Origin of the sequence: Pseudomonas sp. PONIH3 (assembly GCF_002934345.1) — a bacterium.
In the GTDB taxonomy this organism is placed as follows: domain Bacteria; phylum Pseudomonadota; class Gammaproteobacteria; order Pseudomonadales; family Pseudomonadaceae; genus Aquipseudomonas; species Aquipseudomonas soli.
The window spans coordinates 3,105,698-3,124,564 of the sequence record NZ_CP026386.1; the positions used below are offsets into that span (position 1 = coordinate 3,105,698).

Annotated in this window: 16 protein-coding genes and 1 tRNA gene; 6 read left to right on the plus strand and 11 right to left on the minus strand. The window is 65.8% G+C overall.

Going from position 1 to position 18,867, the window contains the following annotated elements:
- The first annotated feature begins 4 nt into the window (after window positions 1-4).
- Complete coding sequence (locus C3F42_RS14385) at window positions 5-559, plus strand: DUF3299 domain-containing protein (RefSeq protein ID WP_371041537.1); 555 nt, start codon at window positions 5-7, stop codon at window positions 557-559.
- Between the two features lie 110 nt (window positions 560-669).
- Complete coding sequence (locus C3F42_RS14390; RefSeq protein ID WP_023631912.1) at window positions 670-1,353, plus strand: OmpW family protein; 684 nt, start codon at window positions 670-672, stop codon at window positions 1,351-1,353.
- Here C3F42_RS14390 and C3F42_RS14395 read toward each other — a convergent pair.
- Window positions 1,341-2,564: an MFS transporter gene (locus C3F42_RS14395; RefSeq protein ID WP_104445314.1), complete on the minus strand. Its 1,224-nt coding sequence runs from the start codon at window positions 2,562-2,564 to the stop codon at window positions 1,341-1,343. The two genes, C3F42_RS14390 and C3F42_RS14395, sit on opposite strands and share 13 nt — an antisense overlap.
- A 98-nt stretch (window positions 2,565-2,662) precedes the next feature.
- Between C3F42_RS14395 and C3F42_RS14400 the strand changes: the two genes are divergently transcribed.
- Window positions 2,663-3,103, plus strand: a complete 441-nt coding sequence (locus C3F42_RS14400) for a helix-turn-helix domain-containing protein (RefSeq protein WP_094012316.1) — start codon at window positions 2,663-2,665, stop codon at window positions 3,101-3,103.
- Between the two features lie 30 nt (window positions 3,104-3,133).
- On the opposite strand, the gene C3F42_RS14405 is transcribed toward C3F42_RS14400, so the two are convergent.
- On the minus strand, window positions 3,134-4,066 hold the full coding sequence (locus C3F42_RS14405; protein ID WP_094012317.1) for an NAD-dependent epimerase/dehydratase family protein: 933 nt from the start codon (window positions 4,064-4,066) through the stop codon (window positions 3,134-3,136).
- Entirely contained in the window at window positions 4,059-4,943 is an 885-nt protein-coding gene (locus C3F42_RS14410) for a sugar nucleotide-binding protein (RefSeq protein ID WP_038707252.1), read from the minus strand. Before C3F42_RS14410 ends, C3F42_RS14405 begins: the two co-directional genes overlap by 8 nt.
- A 181-nt stretch (window positions 4,944-5,124) precedes the next feature.
- Between C3F42_RS14410 and C3F42_RS14415 the strand changes: the two genes are divergently transcribed.
- Window positions 5,125-5,964, plus strand: coding sequence for an alpha/beta hydrolase (locus tag C3F42_RS14415; protein ID WP_094012318.1), 840 nt, complete (start codon window positions 5,125-5,127; stop codon window positions 5,962-5,964).
- Window positions 5,965-6,005: 41 nt separating this feature from the next.
- On the opposite strand, the gene C3F42_RS14420 is transcribed toward C3F42_RS14415, so the two are convergent.
- Window positions 6,006-6,818 (minus strand): helix-turn-helix transcriptional regulator, encoded by an 813-nt coding sequence (locus C3F42_RS14420; RefSeq protein ID WP_023632678.1) that lies wholly within the window; start codon window positions 6,816-6,818, stop codon window positions 6,006-6,008.
- A gap of 181 nt (window positions 6,819-6,999) precedes the next feature.
- On the opposite strand from C3F42_RS14420, the gene C3F42_RS14425 reads away from it, so the two are divergent.
- Both C3F42_RS14425 and C3F42_RS14430 read left to right on the plus strand, forming a co-directional pair.
- Entirely contained in the window at window positions 7,000-8,442 is a 1,443-nt protein-coding gene (locus tag C3F42_RS14425) for a sodium:alanine symporter family protein (protein WP_094012319.1), read from the plus strand.
- 75 nt (window positions 8,443-8,517) lie between these two features.
- Complete coding sequence (locus C3F42_RS14430) at window positions 8,518-9,507, plus strand: asparaginase (protein WP_038707250.1); 990 nt, start codon at window positions 8,518-8,520, stop codon at window positions 9,505-9,507.
- 95 nt (window positions 9,508-9,602) lie between these two features.
- Here C3F42_RS14430 and C3F42_RS14435 read toward each other — a convergent pair.
- The 7 genes from C3F42_RS14435 to fdnG all read right to left on the minus strand — a co-directional run bounded on the left by C3F42_RS14435 (window position 9,603) and on the right by fdnG (window position 18,807).
- Window positions 9,603-9,698 (minus strand) — tRNA-Sec (locus C3F42_RS14435).
- A gap of 6 nt (window positions 9,699-9,704) precedes the next feature.
- A complete protein-coding gene (selB, locus tag C3F42_RS14440; RefSeq protein ID WP_094012320.1) occupies window positions 9,705-11,627 on the minus strand; it encodes a selenocysteine-specific translation elongation factor in 1,923 nt (640 codons plus the stop codon).
- Entirely contained in the window at window positions 11,624-13,051 is a 1,428-nt protein-coding gene (selA, locus tag C3F42_RS14445) for an L-seryl-tRNA(Sec) selenium transferase (protein ID WP_104444566.1), read from the minus strand. Before selA ends, selB begins: the two co-directional genes overlap by 4 nt.
- Window positions 13,052-13,204: 153 nt before the next feature.
- Window positions 13,205-14,131, minus strand: a complete 927-nt coding sequence (gene fdhE, locus C3F42_RS14450; protein ID WP_038707247.1) for a formate dehydrogenase accessory protein FdhE — start codon at window positions 14,129-14,131, stop codon at window positions 13,205-13,207.
- Between the two features lie 4 nt (window positions 14,132-14,135).
- Window positions 14,136-14,792 (minus strand): formate dehydrogenase subunit gamma, encoded by a 657-nt coding sequence (locus C3F42_RS14455; protein ID WP_094012322.1) that lies wholly within the window; start codon window positions 14,790-14,792, stop codon window positions 14,136-14,138.
- On the minus strand, window positions 14,789-15,739 hold the full coding sequence (gene fdxH, locus C3F42_RS14460) for a formate dehydrogenase subunit beta (RefSeq protein WP_038707246.1): 951 nt from the start codon (window positions 15,737-15,739) through the stop codon (window positions 14,789-14,791). Before fdxH ends, C3F42_RS14455 begins: the two co-directional genes overlap by 4 nt.
- Window positions 15,739-18,807: a formate dehydrogenase-N subunit alpha gene (gene fdnG, locus C3F42_RS14465; protein WP_143067575.1), complete on the minus strand. Its 3,069-nt coding sequence runs from the start codon at window positions 18,805-18,807 to the stop codon at window positions 15,739-15,741. The genes fdxH and fdnG overlap by 1 nt, the downstream gene beginning before the upstream one ends.
- Window positions 18,808-18,867 lie beyond the last annotated feature (60 nt).

An 18,867-nucleotide genomic window follows, 5' to 3' on the forward strand; every position in this document is an offset into this window, starting at 1 on the left:
CTTCATGAGCGCGACGTCCATGGACAAAAGGCAGGCTTCCACCGCTTGGCATTACCTGTTACTGGCAGTGGTGTTGCTGGCATCCACGGTGTGCGCCGCCGAACCTCGTGAACTGGACTGGCCCGCCCTGATCCCCGAAGGCGCGCCGATCATCCCGCCGCAACTGACGCCACTGCACGACCTGTCGCAGATCAGCGACGCGCTGGCCGCCGAGGCCGCCCCCGCCGCGCGCCAGCAGGCGCCCAACGCGCCGGTGGTGAAGGCACTGGACGGCCAGCCGGTGAAGATCCCCGGCTACATCGTGCCACTGGAGGTCAGCGACGAAGGCCGCACCACCGAATTCCTTCTGGTGCCCTACTACGGCGCCTGCATCCACGTGCCACCGCCACCCTCGAACCAGATCGTGCACATCTTCAGCGAGATGGGCGTGCGCATCGAAGACCTCTATCAACCCTACTGGATCGAAGGCACGATGCAGGTCAAGGCGTCCAGCAGCGAGCTGGCGGATGCGGGCTACCAGATGGAAGCCGAGAAAATCTACGCTTATGAGCTGAAGTGAGAACTGTGCACGCCCGTTTGAAGAGGCTTCGTTGAGCTGGGTCAAACTTTCTGTTTAGTCAGCTTCGTACCATTGGACTACTCGATTACTCACGTCCTCTGGGAGCTTCCATGAACAAGTCCTTGCTCAGTGCCTCGCTCGTCGCGTTGGCGCTCGCAGCCCCTGTTGCCCACGCCCACCAGGCGGGGGATTTCATCCTCCGTGCTGGCGCCATCACCACTGCGCCGAACGAAAGCAGCGGTGACATCAAGCTCGATGGCGCCAAGGTGTCGGGCACCAAGGCGACCCTGGACAGCGACACCCAGCTGGGCCTGGCCTTCGCCTACATGCTCACCGACCACATCGGCCTTGAGCTGCTGGCTGCCACGCCGTTCCAGCACACCGTCGGCGTCAAGGGCCTCGGCCCAGGCCTGGACGGCAAGCTGGCCGACATCAAGCAACTGCCACCGACCCTGTCGCTGCAGTACTACCCGATGGAGCCAAGCTCCAAATTCCAGCCCTACGCCGGCGTGGGCATCAACTACACGATGTTCTTCGATGAAGACCTGAAGAGCAATCGTAAGGCCCAGGGCTTCAGCAACATGAAGCTGAAGGACTCGGTGGGTATCGCCGGCCAGCTGGGCATGGACTACATGCTTACCGACAACCTGCTGCTCAACGCCGCGGTCTGGTACGTCGACATCGACACCAAGGCCAGCATCGATGGCCCGAGCGCCCTGGGCGTCGGCAAGACCAAGGTCGACGTGGACGTCGATCCATGGGTCTACATGGTCGGCATCGGCTACAAGTTCTGATCCGCAGGCAAGCCCGTTCCTTCTGGAGCGGGCTTGCCCCGCGCCGTCTCGCCCCACCACAGGTACCCCCAGTAGCCCCAGGCAGCAGCGCTTATCCCCGCCCCCAACCCGCACACCGCCACCCAGCCCCACTGCCCATACACCCAGGTCGCCACGACCGCTCCCACCCCGCTGCCCACCGAATAGCAGCACATGTAGGCACCGATCAGCCGGCTGGCCATCTCGCCGCGCCCCGCCAGCAACAAGCTCTGGTTGGTCACATGCACGGCCTGCACGGCCAGGTCCAGCATCAGCACCCCGATCACCAGCGCCAGCAATGACTGCTCCAGGTAGGCGCTGGGCAGCCATGACAGCGTCAACAGCCCGAGCGCCCAACCGCTCACCCGCCGGCCATGCCCCTGATCCGCCAGGCGCCCGGCACGCGATGCCGCCAGCGCGCCAGCCACGCCGGCCAGGCCGAACAACCCGACCTGGGTGTGATCGAGCGCCAGCGGCGGGGCGCTCAGGGGCAACACCATCGCGCTCCACAGCACGCTGAACGCCGCGAAGATCAGCACCGCAAACACACCGCGCTGACGTAGCAGACGGTCATGCCGGTACAAGCGCAGCACTGAAACCAGCAGTACCCGATAGCGCTGCCTCGGCCCCTGCGGTTTGACAGCAGGCAAGCGCCAGGCCAGCAACAACGCCATGGCCAACGCCAGCCCCGCAGCCACGACGTATACGCCGTGCCAGCCCAGCAGGTCAGCCAGTGCACCCGAGACCAAGCGCGCTGACAGGATGCCCAGCACCACGCCACTGGTGACAGTCCCCACCGCCTGCCCCTGCTGAGCTGGCGTGGCCAGTGTGGCGGCATGCGCGACCATCACCTGCACCACCACCGCAGCCAGGCCGACCATGGCCATCACCGCCAGCAACATGGCCCAGTCCACGGCAAACGCCACGGCCAACAACGCGCCGGCCGATGCCAGCAACTGACCAACGATCAGCCGGCGGCGATCGACCAGGTCGCCCAGCGGCACGATCAGCAACAGACCCAAGGCATAGCCGGCCTGGGTCATGCCCACCACCAGGCCGGCGTGCGCAGCGCTTACGCCGAGGCTTGCGGCCATGGCCTCCAGCAGCGGCTGGGCGAGGTACACCGTGGCCACGGCCAGGGCGCAGGCGGCAGCCAGCAACAGCGTCAATCCGCGGGTGAGCGGTGGCATCAGCAATCCCTCCAAATCTGGTTTCAATTTAAAACCAAGAAACTGGATTTCTAGCAAAAATGGTTTTATTCTGCAACTAGATCACCCCCAAGGAACGCCTCATGCTCGACGAGAACAACCAGCAATGCCCAGTGGCCCGCGCCCTGGAGGTGCTCGGCGACCGCTGGGCGCTGATGATTCTGCGCGATGCCTTCGATGGCCCGTGCCGTTTCAGCGAATTGCAGAAAAACCTCGGGCTGGCGAAGAACATCCTCGCTGCGCGCCTGAAACTGCTGGTGGAGGCCGGGCTACTGGCACAGCAGCCTGCATCCGATGGCAGTGCCTACAAGGAATATGTGCTGACGGAGAAGGGCCGTTCGGTGTTTCCGATCGTGATCGGCTTGCGCCAATGGGGGGAGCGGTACCTGTTCACGTCAGGAGAGTCACGCTCGCAGTTGGTCGATGATCGCGGCCAGGGGCTGGAGACGTTGCAGGTGCGGGCCCGGGACGGGCGAGTGCTGGGGCCGGAGGATTGCCGGCGACAGCTGATCCGGCATTCGTGACATCATCGCGGGGCAAGCCCCGCGAGAGGCTCAAGCTTTGCCGAGCAAGCGGGCGAGGCCTTCGACAAACGGCGTCGGCTCAGGGAAGTCGAAACGTGCCAGCAAACGCGAGTTGTCCGCTCGCGAATGGCGGATGTCCCCCGACCGTGCCTGGCCGTAGCTGATTGCAGGCAAACCGCCCACCACCTGTTCCAGCGCCTTGAGCAACTGGTTCAGCGAGGTCGCCTGGTTCAGGCCGATGTTGACCGCGCCCTCTTCCACCGCCTGCTGCTCGAGCGCCTGCACCATTACCTGGACCAGGTCACCGACAAACAGGAAGTCGCGGGTCTGCTCGCCATCACCGAACACCGTGATCGGTTTGCCACTGGTGGCGCGCTCGCAGAAGATGCTGATCACCCCGGAATACGGCGATGAAGGGTCCTGGCGTGGCCCGAAGATGTTGAAGAAGCGGAACACCACCGGCTCCAACCCGTGTTGGCGGCGGTAGAAGTCCAGGTACTGCTCGCTGGCCAGCTTGTCCACCGCGTAGGGGGTCAGCGGCGCCTTGGGGGTATCTTCGGCAATCGACTGGCCTTCGCCGTTGTTGCCGTACACCGCCGCGCTGGAGGCGAACAGCACGCGGCGGATGCCGTTCAGGCGCATCGCCTCGCACACGTTCAGCGTGCCGATGAAGTTGCTCTGGTGAGTCTTCACCGGGTCTTCCACCGAGGCCTGCACCGAGGCCACCGCTGCCAGGTGCACCACCGCCTGGCAGCCAGCGGCGGCACGGGCCACCAGCGCGGCATCGGCGACATCGCCCTCGAGCAGTTCCAGGCGCGGGTGGCCAAGCTGCAGGTTGTCGCGCTTGCCGGTCGACAGGTCGTCGAGGATACGCACCGCGTAGCCTTTCTCCAGCAACGCATCGCACAGGTGCGAGCCAATGAAGCCGGCACCGCCGGTGATCAGGATGGGGGCGTCAGCCATGTCGGTAGAATCGGTCCAGTAGGGGCGGCAAGCCGGCGCGCCAGGCGCGTGGCTTGATGCCGAAGGTATGAAGGATCTTCTTGCAGGCCAGGACCGCGTGCTGCGGCTCCTCGCTGGCATCCGGGCGGGCGGCGTGGGCCTGGGCGGTAGGCGCCTGCACGGCCAGCTTGCGCCACTGGGTGGCCTCGGTGAGGATCGCCTGGCCGAGCACCAACGGCGTGGTGGCCTCGTTGCCGGCGTAGTGGTAGGTACCCCACAGCGGCGCCTGGCAATCGAGTTGCTTGAGCACTGAGAGAATCACCCGCGCGGCGTCGTCCACCGGCGTCGGGTTGCCGCGGCGATCATCGGCCAGCAGCAGTTCCTGGGGCTGCTCGGCACGGGTCAGGAAACGCCCGAGCGCGCCATCGAGGCTTTCATCAAGCAGCCAGCCGAAACGCAGCAGCACATGCTGCGGGCAGGTGGCGCGCACACTCTGCTCGATGCGCCACAGCGCCTGGCCACGCAGGCCGAGCGGCACCGGCTCGTCCTTCTCGCTGTAGGCCGTGGCGCGCGAACCATCGAACACCCGATAGCTGGACGGCTGCACGAGGATCATCTCGTGGTGCTGGCACAGTTCGGCGAGCCGCTCCACCGCCCGCTCCTGCTGGGCCAGGCGTTGCTCGCTGACCGACTCGGCCTGGAACCAGTCGAAGTAGTAGGCCAGGTTGATCACGGTGTGCGGGCGCTGCTCGTCGAGCAGCAGGGTCAGGCTGGCCGGATCCCAGCCGTTTTCCGGAGGGCGAGGCGCCAGGAAAGCGATATCTTCCTCGGCCCCGAGACGAATCAGCGCTTGCCCGAGGGCATTGCCACCACCCAACAGCATCAGGCGCATACGCATAGAGTCAACAGGTCCGGTCTGGTCGATGGAGGAAAGGGTTCATTTTGCTGTTTCCGACAGGGGAAGTCCAACCCAGGCAAGGCCTGGCGCGCACCGCGTGCCGATTGGCGCCGATCGGACGGGTGTTCCGCCTTTGCCGACAGCTACTTATACTGCGCATGGCCTGTTCAAGGAGATCAACATGGATGCCGAGTCGAACACCGCGCTGCGCGCCAGATGGCAATACGACGAACCCGCTCCCGGCCCGGAACGCTTTATCGACGAGGCTTTCGACGGTTATCGGCAACAGGCCCGCCTGCTGCTCCCGGTACATGAGTGCGCCCCTACTGTCTTTGTGGTCGGCGGCGCCCGCTCCGATTTCACCCGCCTGAACCCTTTGCTCTATCGCCTGCAACAGCAGGGGATCGGCTCGCTGACCGGCAACCTCTCCGGCCACAGCCTGGCCAGCGAGCCTGGTGCAAAGGACGCGTCGTTGGCCAGCAACCTGGAGGAAGCCCTGCGCTTCCACCAGCATCTGGATGCGCGCAGCGACACCCTGGTCGGTCACAGCCTGGGCGCCGCCATCGCCCTCAAGCTGGCCGCCCAGCGCCCCAACGTGCGCAAGCTGGTGCTGATCTGCCCGGCGGTCTATCCCGATGCGGCCCATGTCGCCCCCTTCGGCCCAGCCTTCAGCGAAGCGATTCGCAAGCCTTATGCGTTCCTCGACTGCGACAGCTATGCCTTCCTGCGCCAGTTCCAGGGCCGGGTACTGTTGGTGATCGGCGAATATGACGGGCTCAACTCCAAGGTGCACGGCCAGGGCCCCGGGACCTCTGCCGGCACCCGGCGCCTGGCGGGTGTCGAGCGCTACAGCCCGATCCCCGAGGAAGTCACCCACGCCTTGTTGCGTTCGGTGCCGGCGCCCCATGTGGAATGCCTGATGCTCACCGACTGCGACCACGGCATCGCCGCGCACCTGCGTGACCGGCCACAGGTGGCGGATCAGGTGGCCGACGCGGTGGCGGCGTTCATTCTCGACTAGCTCTGCGGGCGCCCACGAGTCAATGCGCCATCAACGTTGATTCACTCGATCTCGAACAACCCGTTGCTGATCATCCCCGCACTGAGGCGGTCGCGGATATCGTCGTCGATGCGCGGATCGTCCGGGCGGTAAAGCTTGATCTGGCGGAAGGCGTTGATGCGGTTGATCTCCTCGCCCAGGTATTCCCACACCACGCGGGTGCAGGCCGGGTTGCGCCGGTCACCGCTGGAAACCCCGGTCTTGAGGCCGTTCAGGCGGCTGATACGGCTCTTGAAGCTGGGGATGAGCACGGTCTGGCTCATCTCGTTGAGGGTCAGCGACTCGTAGTCGATCAGGAACATCCGGTCCTGCAGCTGGAACGCCGCACCCAGGTAGCGGCAGCGCACCTCGGCATGCCGGTCGAGGCCGCTGCTGCGCTCCTGGCGTTCCTGGCGCTCGAACAGGAAACTGCCGCGCTCCTCCCACAGGTGCACCAGCGACACCAGGATCGAACCGGGCACCGACATGCAGTTGGAGTATTCGAAGTAGTAGCCGCAATAGCGCGAGAGGTTGCCGGCTTCTTTATGCAGTGGCTTGAACAGCTCGCTGATGGGGTCGTCCTGGGGGCCGACAGGCTGCTGCTGGTTGCGTGCGCCGATCAGGCGGGCGAACTGCTCGGGCGGCAGGCCCAGCTCGTAGTCCTCCACACCGAAGAAGTCGCCGATGCGCTTTAGGTTGTAGGCCGTCGGACGGCTCTGGCCGCTCAGGTACTTGTTGAACTGCGCCCGGTTGATCGACAGCTGCCGGCAAACCTCGGAGATAGAGCGGTAATGGCTGCAGGCCAATTTGAGGTTGATAGCGAAATGATCGCCCATGATACGCGGGTCCAGGTGATGCGAGTGGCGTCATTCTAGCATCAACTCGCACCAAAATGGAGCAACCCGCGAAATTGTAACCATAGTTGTCATGGCCAACCATGCGCCCCCAATGAATAGCGGTGCGCCTGCCGTCCGCTGGTCTTTCCACGCGAAGAATAAGAATCGAGGTCATTTTCCAATGCTCGAAGCACTCAACGATTTCCTTTCGGGGAAACTCCTCATCGTGCTGATCGTCGGACTCGGCGGTTACTTCACCATCCGCTCGCGGTTCGTCCAGTTCCGTCACTTCGGCCACATGTTCGGCGTCTTCAAGGAATCCCTTCGCGGCCAGGCAGGCCAACTGAGCTCGTTCCAGGCCCTGATGCTGAGCCTCGCCGGCCGCGTCGGCGCCGGTAACATCGCCGGTGTCGGTATCGCCGTGACCCTCGGCGGCCCAGGCGCCGTGTTCTGGATGTGGGTCACCGCACTGGTGGGCATGTCCAGCAGCTTCTTCGAATGCACCCTGGCCCAGGTCTACAAGCGCGCCGACGGCGACGGCCTGTACCGCGGCGGCCCGGCGTACTACATCCAGCACGGCCTGAAGCTGAAAAGCATGGCCATCGTGTTCTCGATCCTGCTGCTGGTCACCTACGGCTTCGCCTTCATCGGCCTGCAGTCGTACACCGTGACCCACTCGCTGCAGAACGCCTTCGCCTTCGATCCCAAGCAGACCGGCATCGTCCTCGCCGTGCTGCTGGCCATCACCTTCATCGGCGGCATCAAGCGCATCGCCGCAGTGTCCGACCTGCTGGTACCGGTCAAGACCCTGGCCTACATCGGCGTGACCCTGTACGTGATCGGCACCCAGATCGAACACGTGCCAGCCATGCTGGAAACCATCTTCAAGAGCGCCTTCGGCCTCGACCCGGCGTTCGGCGGCCTGCTCGGCAGCGCCATCGTCATGGGCGTGAAGCGTGGCGTGTTCGCCAACGAAGCGGGCCTGGGCAGCGCACCGAACGTGGCCGCCGTGGCTGCCGTGAAGCACCCGGGCGCCCAGGGCGTGGTCCAGGCCTTCAGCGTGTTCCTCGACACCTTCGTGATCTGCACCTGCACCGCGCTGCTGATCCTGCTGTCGGGCTTCTACACCCCGGGCTTCGAAGGTGACGGCATCGTCCTGACCCAGAACTCGCTGGCCGCCGTGGTCGGTGACTGGGGCCGCATCTTCGTCAGCGTCGCGCTGTCGCTGTTCGTCTTCACCTGCATTCTCTACAACTACTACCTGGGCGAGAACAGCCTGCAGTTCCTCAGCCGCAACCGTGCCGTGCTGATGACCTTCCGTGGCCTGGTGCTGGCGCTGGTGGTGTGGGGTTCGACCCAGGACCTGTCGACCGTGTTCGCCTTCGCCGACATCACCATGACCTGCCTGGCCTTCGTCAACCTGATCGCCCTGGCCATGCTGTTCAAGGTCGGCCTGCGCGTGATGCGCGACTACGACGCACAACGCAAGGCGGGCATCAAGCAGCCGGTGTTCGACTCCAGCAAGTTCGCCGACCTGGACCTGGACCGCGCCGCCTGGCCGGCCAACCCGCAGGCTGAAACAGCCGCTGACAAAGCCGCCGCCCCGGCGTCAGCGCAGCACTGATACCCTGCCCTGCCACAACCGCCCCGCCCGGGGCGGTTGTCTCTTTCTTTCGCTACATCGCTACGGAATACTTCCATGCGTGCAGTCAAGAATCTGCTTGTCCTATACACCGGTGGCACCATCGGCATGCTGCAGACCGCCGAAGGCCTCGCGCCGGCCGGTGGCTTCGAAGCGCGCATGCGCGAACACTTTGCCGCCTGCGGCGATGCGCCCAAGGTGCAATGGGCGCTGCGTGAACTCAATCCGCTGATCGACAGCGCCAACATGCAACAGGCCAACTGGCTGGCGATGCGCGATGCCATCGTCGAGGCGGTCGAACGCGACGGGCATGACGGCGTGCTGGTGCTGCATGGCACCGACACCCTGGCGTACAGCGCCGCTGCCCTGTCGTTCCTGCTGCTGGGCCTGCCGGTGCCGGTGCTGCTTACCGGCTCGATGCTGCCGGCCGGCGCGCCGGACAGCGATGCCTGGGCCAACCTGGTCGGCGCGCTCAATCTGTTCGAAAACGGGCTGGAAGACGGCGTGCAGCTGTATTTCCATGGCCAGTTGCTGCACGGCTGCCGCGCCTCGAAACTGCGCAGCGAGGCGTTCGACGCCTTCACCGTGCTGCCGCGCCATCGTGATGGCGAGCGTGCCGCGGAACTGCCAACCCGCCTGGACTACCGCCAGCCACGCCAGCCGGTCAAGCTGGCGGTCATGCCGGTGTTCCCGGGCCTTGCGGCCGAACACCTGCGCGGCCTGTTCGACAGCGGCATCCAGGGCCTGGTGCTGGAGTGCTACGGCAGCGGCACCGGCCCGTCGGATGACCAGGCGCTGCTCGACGCGCTGCACGACGCCCGCCAGGGTGGCGTGATGATCGTTGCCATCAGCCAGTGCCCGGAAGGCTCGGTGGTGTTCGACACCTACGCCGCCGGCAGCCGCCTGCGCGACACCGGGCTGGTCAGTGGCGGCGGCATGACCCGCGAGGCGGCGCTGGGCAAGCTGTTCGCGTTGCTGGGCTCGGGGCTGGATGTACAGGCGGCGGAGCACTGGTTCGCGCTGGACCTGTGCGGCGAGCGCGCCTGACTCGCAGATCTTCCGTTCGCCATCGCGGGGCAAGCCCGCTCCCACAAATCCGTGGGAGCGGGCTTGCCCCGCGATGGTTTCAGCATCTGGAAAAGTGGCGGAAGGCAGCGGGAGTCGAACCTGCCCGGGAACGGCTGCCGTCCCCAACCGGGTTTGAAGCCCGGCCGCGCCACCGGGCGCGATTGCCTTCCTTGAAATCAGGGCCCGTGTTGCGGTTGGGCCAGGGCGCTGTCGACGCGAATATGACGCAGGTCGCCAACTCGTCGGGTCAAGCCAACGCGGTCGAAATACTCGAGAATCTGCACACTGCGCTTGCGACCGATGGCCAAACCATCGCGAAACGCCGCGACCTGCACTATCGGCGATGTCGCGGCCTGGCGCAACAGCAGCTCTGCCATGCGCCTGAGCGTCGTCTCCGGGTAGAACAGGTCACGCACCACCTGATGCACAACGCCCAATCGGGCCAGCTTGCGCAACAACAGCCGGACATCAGCCTCTTCGCAGCCCTCCTCGCCGGCCAGGGTCCTTACCCAGGGCGGGTCGAACTCACCTGCCAACAGGCGCGGCAACAGCCGCTCCCACAACGCGTTGTCCGCGTCGCTCAACTGGACCCGGTGGTCCGGCAGGTGCAGCCATGGGCCACTGCTGCTGATCGCACCTGCGCCCAGCAACTCATCCAGCAAGCTGACAAACGCGGGGCGCTCCAATGGCAAGGCGGTAAAGCGGCGCAAGCGATCCCGGTCCGGGCCAAGCTGGTCAGGTTCCTGCTCATGGAACTGCGCCAGACGCTCCAGCACCTGTCGCTTGAGTGCCTGCCACTGTAAGCGATCGAACAACAGCTGACCTTGACGGGTGGCAATCACCAGCACCGAATCCGGCAACTGCCAGGTCTCGCGCAGGCGGTTGAACTGGCGCTCCAGACGCCGGGGCTCGAGACCGCCGGGGGCCGCCTCGAGCAGGGCCGACAGCGCTTGCTCGAGATTGTCGGCTTCGCGCAGCACCTGCAACTGACGCAAGCGCGCCTCGCTGCGCCGTTGCCGACTCGGGGCGAACGGGTCGAGCACACGCCCACCACCCAGCGTGCACTGGGCGCGTTGGTCACGCAGTACCAGGCGATCCCCATGCACCGCCTGCAGCGGGGCATTGAGCAGCAACTGGGCGAACATGCGCTGGCCGGCGGCGAGCCGTTCACCTTCGAGCAAGGCAACCCGGGCGGTGACATCCTGGGTGCCCAGGTGCACGTGCACCGCGCTGAAATGCTCGAAGGTGCGGGTTTCGCCCGGCAGCAGGGTGAAGTCGATATCGACCCGCACGCTGGGCGCATGCAGCCACTGCGGCACAAGCCAGTCGCCACGATGCACCTGCTCGGCCGAAAGCTTTTCCGCGCTGATGTTCAAGGCCACCCGCTGCCCGGCTGCGGCGACCAGGGCCGCCTGGTTCTGGGCATGCAGGCCACGCACCCGCACCGCTTTGCCGGCCTTGCCCAGCAGCAAGGTATCACCGACGCTGACCTGCCCGGCCAGCGCCGTGCCGGTGACCACAACTCCCGCTCCGGAAACCGCGAAAGCCCGGTCTACCGCCAGGCGGAAACCGCCACGCACGCTGCGCTGGCGAACATGCGCTTCAGCCGCCAGCAAAGCCTCGCGCAGGGCGTCGATCCCCTCGCCGGACAGGCTCGAAACCGCAAACTGCCTAGCCCCGGCGAAGGGGCCGGGCGCGAGCAGTTCGGTGACCTGGGCCCGGACTTCGCTCAACCGCGACGGCTCGACCCGGTCGCACTTGCTGATCACCACCAACGCCTGGGGAATGCCCAGCAACTCGATGATCGAGAGGTGCTCACGGGTCTGTGGCATCACCCCATCGTCAGCAGCTACCACCAGCAGTACCAGGTCGATGCCATGGGCACCGGCCAGCATGTTGTGGATAAACCGCTCGTGGCCCGGCACATCGATGAAACCGGTCAGCGGCGCTCCTTCCGTCAGCGCCGCGTAGCGATAACCGAGGTCGATGGTCATGCCCCGGTCGCGCTCCTCCCGGCGGGTGTCGCCGGCCTGGCCGGTCAGGGCCTGGAGCAGCGCGGTCTTGCCATGGTCGATGTGGCCGGCAGTCCCGACAATCACTGCACCGGCCCCAGTTGCAACGCCGGCAGTTGCGCCAGCCACTGGGCCTCGTCGTCCAGCTGGCGCAGGTCGAGCCACAGGGCATCGTCGTCGATACGCCCGAGCACCGGCACCGGCAGGTCGCGCAACGCGCGCTCCAGCACATGCAAGCTACGCCCGCGCAGTTTCTTCGACACCTGCGGGCGCAGGCATAGCGCCGCGCTGGGCAGCCGCGCCACCGGCTGGCTGCCGCTGCCGATCATGCCCAGGGCCGGCTCGACGCTCACCACCCATTGCGCGCCGAGACGAGCAGCCAACTCAGGCGCCAGACGCTCGGCCTGGGCGGCGATCTCGGCTTGCGCACGGGTCAGCAGGCGCAGGCTGGGCAGGCGGTCAGCCAGGCGATCGGGGTTGCGATAGAGCTGCAGCACCGCCTCCAACGCGGCAAGGGTAATCTTGTCGACCCGCAGGGCACGCTTGAGCGGGTTCTTCTTGATCTTCGCGATCAGTTCCTTGCGCCCGACGATGATCCCCGCCTGCGGCCCCCCCAGCAGCTTGTCGCCGCTGAAGGTGACGATGTCGGCGCCGTCGGCCAGCGCCTGGCGCACCGTCGGCTCGGCCGGCAGGCCCCAGCGGGTCAGGTCGAGCAGGCTGCCGCTGCCCAGGTCTTCGAGCAGCGGCAACTGATGGTCGTGGGCGATGCGCGCCAGCTCGGCGGTGGGTACCTGGGTGGTGAAGCCCTGGATGCTGTAGTTGCTGCAATGCACACGCATCAGCAGGCCGGTACGCGGGTTGATCGCGCCTTCGTAGTCGCGGGCGTGGGTGCGGTTGGTGGTGCCGATCTCGTGCAGCTTGACCCCGGCGCGGGCCATGATGTCGGGGATGCGGAACGCACCGCCGATCTCGATCAGCTCGCCGCGGGAGATGATGCCCTCCTTGCGTGCGCCCAGGCTGTTGAGCGCCAGCAGCACGGCGGCGGCATTGTTGTTGACCACGGTGACGGCTTCGGCGCCGGTCAGCTCGCGGATCAGGCCTTCGATCAGGTCGTCGCGGTCACCCCGCTTGCCGGTGGCCAGGTCGAACTCTAGGTTCAGCGGATAGCGGGCAGCGACCTGCATCGCCTCCACCGCCTCCTCCGGCAGCAAGGCGCGGCCGAGGTTGGTGTGCAGTACCGTGCCGGTGAGGTTGAAGACCCGGCGCACCTGGCTGCGTTGCTGGATGGCCAGGCGCTCGCCCGTGCGGCCGAGCAGGACGTCGGCGCTCAGTTCCACGGCACCAAGCTGACCCAGACGAGCCGGTTCGCGCAAGTCGTCGAGGAGCTGGCGCAGGGTGGCCAGGGTAGCGTCGCGGCCATGACGGTCGAGCAGCGGCTGGCAGGCCGGATGGCGCAGCAGGGTGTCGATGGAGGGCAAGCGTGGGGTGTCGCTGGCGGGGCTTGGAGACATGCGGTACTACCTGTGACTGATCCGTTGTCTGTTCGGGCCCTATCGCTGGCAAGCCAGCTCCCACAGCTCCAGCGCCAGACTCGAGGCTTGCGCTGTACCTGTGGGAGCCGGCTTGCCGGCGATGGGGGCAACTCGATAGCGAAGTGTAGACACTCACCCACCACCCGGTGCCAACATAAGGTTCGGCGCCAGCCGATGGAAGCCCTCCTCGTCCAGCCGCATGTCCAGCGCCAGGCTCGCCAGGTCATCGGCCAACGGCTCGGCCGCCGCGTCGTTCTCCAGGTAGCTCTGCTTCAGGTAGCCCTGGCACCCCGGACAGCACTCGGCGCGTAGCGGTGCCTTTCCCGGTGCATGGCGGTCATCCTCGAGGCTGCTGTAGCGCAGGTCCTTGCTCGACTCGCAGTACACGCACTTGACCCGCACCACATGCCATTCGCAGGCACACAGCGAACAGGCCAGGTAGCGCAGGCCGTTGTGCTTGCCACGATTGCGCACCACACCGGCCATGGCCGGCGAGCCGCAGGCCGGGCACTGGGCCAGGCTGCCACCAGGCTTGAGCTCAGGCTCTGGCAGCGCCAGCAACCAGCTCGACCAGGCGGCCTGCAACGCCGCGCCCAAGAAGGGCACCAAGGCCGCCGGTACGGCGTCGTACTGGCCACCGAGCAGCGCGACGGCCCAGCCCTTGCGCTGCTCGTCACCACTCTCGCGCAGGCTGCCCAGCGCCGCTGCCAGTGGCCCTTCGGGCGCCGGCTCGCAGCGATCGAGCAGCGCTTGCAGCCACACCAGCCACTGCCTTTCGCGCACCAGGCCGTCCGCTGCCAGGGGTGGCAGGCCATGACTTACGCAAAGGCGCTGACGCTCCTCGGCCACCGGCAAGCCACCGGGCGGGTTATCCACAAGCTGCTGCTGGATCCGGCACAGCCGCGCGACCAGACGCAGGTACTCACCAAGGGCATTGCCCTCGGCCAGGTGCTCCAGGCGCTCGGCCCGCACTGCGAACAAGTTGGTGGGCGGCAGATGCAAGAACGGCGGCATTACCGCCGACGCTTCGATCTGCCCTGGTTCAAGAATCGTGCTCAAACGCTCATCCTTCTTTTCTACCGTGGTTGTGCGGCGTCTTTTCGCCGGTGACTTCCCGGTACCAAAGTTCATGGTGCTTGCGTGCCCAGGCGCGGCTGACCCAGCCATGCAGCATGGCGCCGATCGAGCCCTTGATCCAGATCCCGGCGTAGATGTGCACGATGATGCTGAGGATCAGCACGAACGCCGCCAGGGCATGCAGCAGCGCCGACAGGCGAATGACGTCGATGCCGAACCAATGGCTGAAATACGCGCGCCAGATCACCACGCCACTGACCAGCAGTACCAGCATGCACGCCAGCAACGTCCAGAACAGCAGCTTCTGCCCGGCGTTGTACTTGCCGATCGGCGGCACGCCCTCTTCCTTGTTGAGCATCACCCGGTCGATGCGGCGCAGCCACAGGCGGTCGTTGGCGGTGATGAAGTTGGCGCGCCAGAAGCGCAATACCAGGCCAAGGAAGAACACGAACATCGCCACGCCGATGAACGGGTGGAGGATCCGTGTCCACGGCCCGCCGCCGAACAGGTGGCTGAGCCAGAACAGCGCCGGGTGGAACAGCGCCAGCCCCGACAGGCCGGCCAGCACGAACAGGATCGCGACGATCCAGTGGTTGCTCCGCTCGTTGGCGTTGTAGCGCAGGATAGGCTTGTTGTCGTTCATGGCCGCTGCTCCCCCTGCCCGCCCGGGCGGTTCGGATCATAGACATGCACCGCCGGGTCCACCTGGTGGACATCGTTATCCACAGGTGCCGGATGCTCGTCTTCCTCGACCCGCTGCGGGCCGACACGTACGTAGTGGAAGAACCCAGCCAGCACCGCCGCGCCCATGGCCAGCAGCGCCAACGGCTTGCTGAAGCCCTTCCACAACCCGACCAGCGGGCTGATCACCGGTTGGTCCGGCAGGCCGGCGTAGATCCGCGGTGTGTCGGCATGGTGCAGCACGTACATCACGTGGGTGCCGCCGACACCGTCCGGGTCATACAGCCCGGCGTTGTCGTAGCCCCGCGACTTCAGGTCGACGATGCGCTCGTCGGCGTGCACCTTCATCTCCTCCTTGCTGCCGAAGACGATCGCCCCGGTCGGGCAGGTCTTCACGCAGGCCGGCTCCAGGCCCACGCTCACGCGGTCGGAACACAGGGTGCACTTGTACGCCTTGTGATCCTTCTGCGAAATGCGCGGGATGTTGAACGGGCAGCCGGTGATGCAGTAGCCGCAACCGATGCAGTGGTCCTGGTTGAAGTCGACGATACCGTTGGCATGCTTGATGATCGCCCCCGGGCTCGGGCACGCTTTCAGACAACCCGGATCGGCGCAGTGCATGCAGCCATCCTTGCGGATCAGCCACTCCAGGTTGCCGTCGTCGCGCTCATGCTCGGTGAAACGCATCAAGGTCCAGGTTTCGGCACTGAGGTCCTGAGGGTTGTCGTAGGTGCCATGGTTGTGGCCGACCTCGTCACGCAGTTCGTTCCACTCCGAGCACGCCACCTGGCAGGCCTTGCAGCCGATGCACTTGGTGGTGTCGATCAGCTTGGCGACTTCCTGCTGCTGGCGTACCGAAGGCGGCACGGTGGTGGTGGCCGAGCGGGCAATGATGTCTTGGCTGGCCATCAGAGTTTCTCCACTTTGACGAGGAACGACTTGGACTCCGGCGTCTGCGTGTTGCCATCACCGAGGAACGGCACCAGGGTGTTGGTCAGGTAACCGTGTCGCGTGGCGCCGGTGAACCCCCAATGCAACGGGATGCCGATCTGGTGCACGGTCTGGTTGTTGACCTGCAGCGGACGGATCCGCTTGGTCACCACCGCCACCGCGTCAATATGCCCGCGCTTGCTCGACACCCGCACCCGGTCGCCGGCCTTGATGCCCTTCTCGTTCGCCAGCACCTCGCCGATCTCGACGAACTGCTCGGGCTGGGCGATGGCGTTGAGCCGGCAATGCTTGCTCCAGAAGTGGAAGTGCTCGGTCAGCCGGTAGGTGGTCGCCGCATGGGGGAACTCGTCGTGGGTGCCCAAGGTGTCCCACACCGAATCGAAGATGCGCCCGGCCGGGTTGCTGGTGGCCTTCTTGTTCTGCGGGTGCAGCGGGTTGATGCCGATCGGCGTCTCGAACGGTTCGTAATGCTCGGGGAACGGCCCTTCGGCCATCTTGTCGATGGCGAAGAAACGCGCCACGCCCTCAGGGTTCATGATGAATGGGTTCATCCCCGCTTCCGGCGGCGAGTCGACCTTGAAGTCGGGCACGTCGGTGCCGGTCCAGGCCTTGCCGTTCCACCACACCAGGCGCTTCTTCTCCGGATCCCACGGTTTGCCCTGCGGGTCGCTGGAGGCGCGGTTGTAGAGGATGCGGCGGTTGGCCGGCCAGGCCCAGGCCCAGTTCTGCACCTGGTGCATGCCATAGGGGTCGCTGTTGTCGCGACGGGCCATCTGGTTGCCCTGCTCGGTCCAGCTGCCGGCAAAGATCCAGCAACCGGAGGCGGTGCTGCCATCGTCCTTCAGCTGGGCGAATCCGGCGAGCTGTTGCCCGGCCTTGAGCGTGGCGCCGGTGGCGTCGGTGAGATCGCTGACCGCCCAGCCGTTCATCTCCTTGGCCAGTTCTTCCGGCGAAGGCTCCTCAGGGACCTTGTACGGCCAGCTGATGTTGAGCAGCGGGTCCGGATAGGCGCCGCCCTCGGCCTGGTAGCGCTTGCGCAGGCGCAGGAACAGCTCGCTCATGATGTGCACGTCGGTACGGGTCTGGCCCGGCCCATCGGCGCCCTTCCAGTGCCACTGCAGCCAGCGGCTGCTGTTGACCAGCGAACCGTCCTCTTCGGCGAAGCAGGTGGTGGGCAGGCGGATCACCTCGGTCTGGATGTTGGCCGTGTCGACGTCGTTGAACGGGCCGGCGTTGCGCCAGAACTCGGAGGTTTCGGTGGCCAGCGGGTCCATGATCACCAGCCACTTGAGCTTGGCCAGCGCGGCGGTGACGCGGTTCTTGTCCGGCAACGCGGCGATCGGGTTGAAGCCCTGGCACATGTAGCCGTTGACCTTGCCCTGGCCCATCATCTCGAACATGCGCAGCACGTCGTAGGCCGGCACGTCGAGCTTGGGCAGCCAGTCATAGCCCCAGTTGTTCTCCGCCGTGGCATTGGCGCCGTACCAGGCCTTCATCAGGCTGACGTGGAACTTGCCGTAGTTCTGCCAGTACGACAGCTGCCCCGGGCGCAACGGCTTGGAGGCGCGCTTGTCGATGTAGGTGGCGTAATCCTGCTCGGCGTCGCCGGCCAGCGTGAGGTAGCCCGGCAGCGAGTTCGACAGCAGGCCCAGGTCGGTCAGGCCCTGGATGTTGGAGTGCCCGCGCAGGGCGTTGACCCCGCCGCCGGGCATGCCGACGTTGCCCAGCAGCAACTGCACCATCGCCGCGCTGCGGATGATCTGCGCGCCGATCGAGTGCTGGGTCCAGCCCAGGGCATAGAGGATCGTCATGGTCTTGCCCGGCACCGAGCAGGTGGCGATCTCTTCCCAGACTTTCATCATCTGGTCCTGGGGCATGCCGCAGGTCATGCTCGCCAGCTCCGGCGTGTAGCGGCTGTAGTGCTGCTTCATCAACTGGTACACGCAACGCGGGTGCTGCAGGGTCGGGTCGACCTTGGCAAAACCGTCCTCGCCCAGCTCATAGCCCCAGCCGGACTTGTCGGCATACACGCGCTTGGCCGCGTCGTAGCCGCTGAACAGCCCGTCCTCGAAGCCATAGCTCTCTTTGACGATGAACGACACATCGGTGTAGTTGCGCACGTACTCGTGCTGGATCTTGTCGTTGCTCAGCAGGTAGTTGATCAGCCCGCCCATGAAGGCGATGTCGCTGCCGGTACGGATCGGCGCGTAGTAATCGGCCACCGAGGCAGTACGGGTGAACCGCGGATCGACCACGATCAGCCGCGCCTTGTTGTGCGCCTTGGCTTCGGTCACCCACTTGAAGCCGCACGGGTGCGCTTCAGCGGCGTTGCCGCCCATCACCAGGACCAGATTTGCGTTGGCGATATCAGACCAGTGATTGGTCATCGCGCCACGGCCATACGTCGGGGCAAGACTTGCCACCGTCGGGCCGTGTCAGACACGCGCCTGGTTATCGAACCCCAGCATGCCGGTTGCACGGACCACCTTGTGCGTCAGGTAGCCCGCTTCGCTGGAAGCGGCGGACGCAGCAAGGAACCCGGTGGTGAGCCAGCGGTTGACCGTCTGGCCTTGGGCGTTCTTCTCGATGAAGTTGGCGTCGCGGTCCTGTTTCATCAGGTCGGCGATGCGGTCGAGGGCTTCGTCCCACTCGATGCGGGTCCACTCGTTGCTGCCCGGCTTGCGCACCTCGGGGTACTGCAGGCGGCTCGGGCTGTGGATAAAGTCCAGCAGGCCCGCGCCTTTCGGGCATAGGGTGCCGCGGTTGACCGGATGGTCCGCGTCGCCCTCGATATGGATGATGTTCTGTTTGACGTTCTTGCCCGCGTCACCCTGGCTGTACATGATCAGGCCGCAGCCGACCGAGCAGTAGGGGCAGGTGTTACGGGTTTCTTTGGTGTGCGCCAGCTTGAAGTGGCGCACCTGCTCGGCGAACGCGGGGGTCGGGGCCATGCCCAACGCCGCGAGGCTCGAGCCTCCAAGGCCGACGGCGGCGACCTTGAAGAATTGCCGACGGTTGAGGTCCATCGTGCACTCCTGATCAGGTTCTCGGGCGCACAGGACTTGGCCGGCGCCTCAGGGACTTCA

Excerpts from the sequence above, each read along its gene's own strand:
- C3F42_RS14410 (WP_038707252.1), bottom strand. The coding sequence starts at position 4,943 with ATGCGTATGCGCCTGATGCTGTTGGGTGGTGGCAATGCCCTCGGGCAA.
- C3F42_RS14405 (WP_094012317.1), bottom strand. The coding sequence starts at position 4,066 with ATGGCTGACGCCCCCATCCTGATCACCGGCGGTGCCGGCTTCATTGGC.
- C3F42_RS14390 (WP_023631912.1), top strand. The coding sequence starts at position 670 with ATGAACAAGTCCTTGCTCAGTGCCTCGCTCGTCGCGTTGGCGCTCGCA.
- C3F42_RS14385 (WP_371041537.1), top strand. The coding sequence starts at position 5 with ATGAGCGCGACGTCCATGGACAAAAGGCAGGCTTCCACCGCTTGGCAT.
- fdxH (WP_038707246.1), bottom strand. The coding sequence starts at position 15,739 with ATGGCCAGCCAAGACATCATTGCCCGCTCGGCCACCACCACCGTGCCG.
- C3F42_RS14415 (WP_094012318.1), top strand. The coding sequence starts at position 5,125 with ATGGATGCCGAGTCGAACACCGCGCTGCGCGCCAGATGGCAATACGAC.
- C3F42_RS14420 (WP_023632678.1), bottom strand. The coding sequence starts at position 6,818 with ATGGGCGATCATTTCGCTATCAACCTCAAATTGGCCTGCAGCCATTAC.
- C3F42_RS14430 (WP_038707250.1), top strand. The coding sequence starts at position 8,518 with ATGCGTGCAGTCAAGAATCTGCTTGTCCTATACACCGGTGGCACCATC.
- selA (WP_104444566.1), bottom strand. The coding sequence starts at position 13,051 with ATGTCTCCAAGCCCCGCCAGCGACACCCCACGCTTGCCCTCCATCGAC.
- C3F42_RS14455 (WP_094012322.1), bottom strand. The coding sequence starts at position 14,792 with ATGAACGACAACAAGCCTATCCTGCGCTACAACGCCAACGAGCGGAGC.
- C3F42_RS14400 (WP_094012316.1), top strand. The coding sequence starts at position 2,663 with ATGCTCGACGAGAACAACCAGCAATGCCCAGTGGCCCGCGCCCTGGAG.
- C3F42_RS14425 (WP_094012319.1), top strand. The coding sequence starts at position 7,000 with ATGCTCGAAGCACTCAACGATTTCCTTTCGGGGAAACTCCTCATCGTG.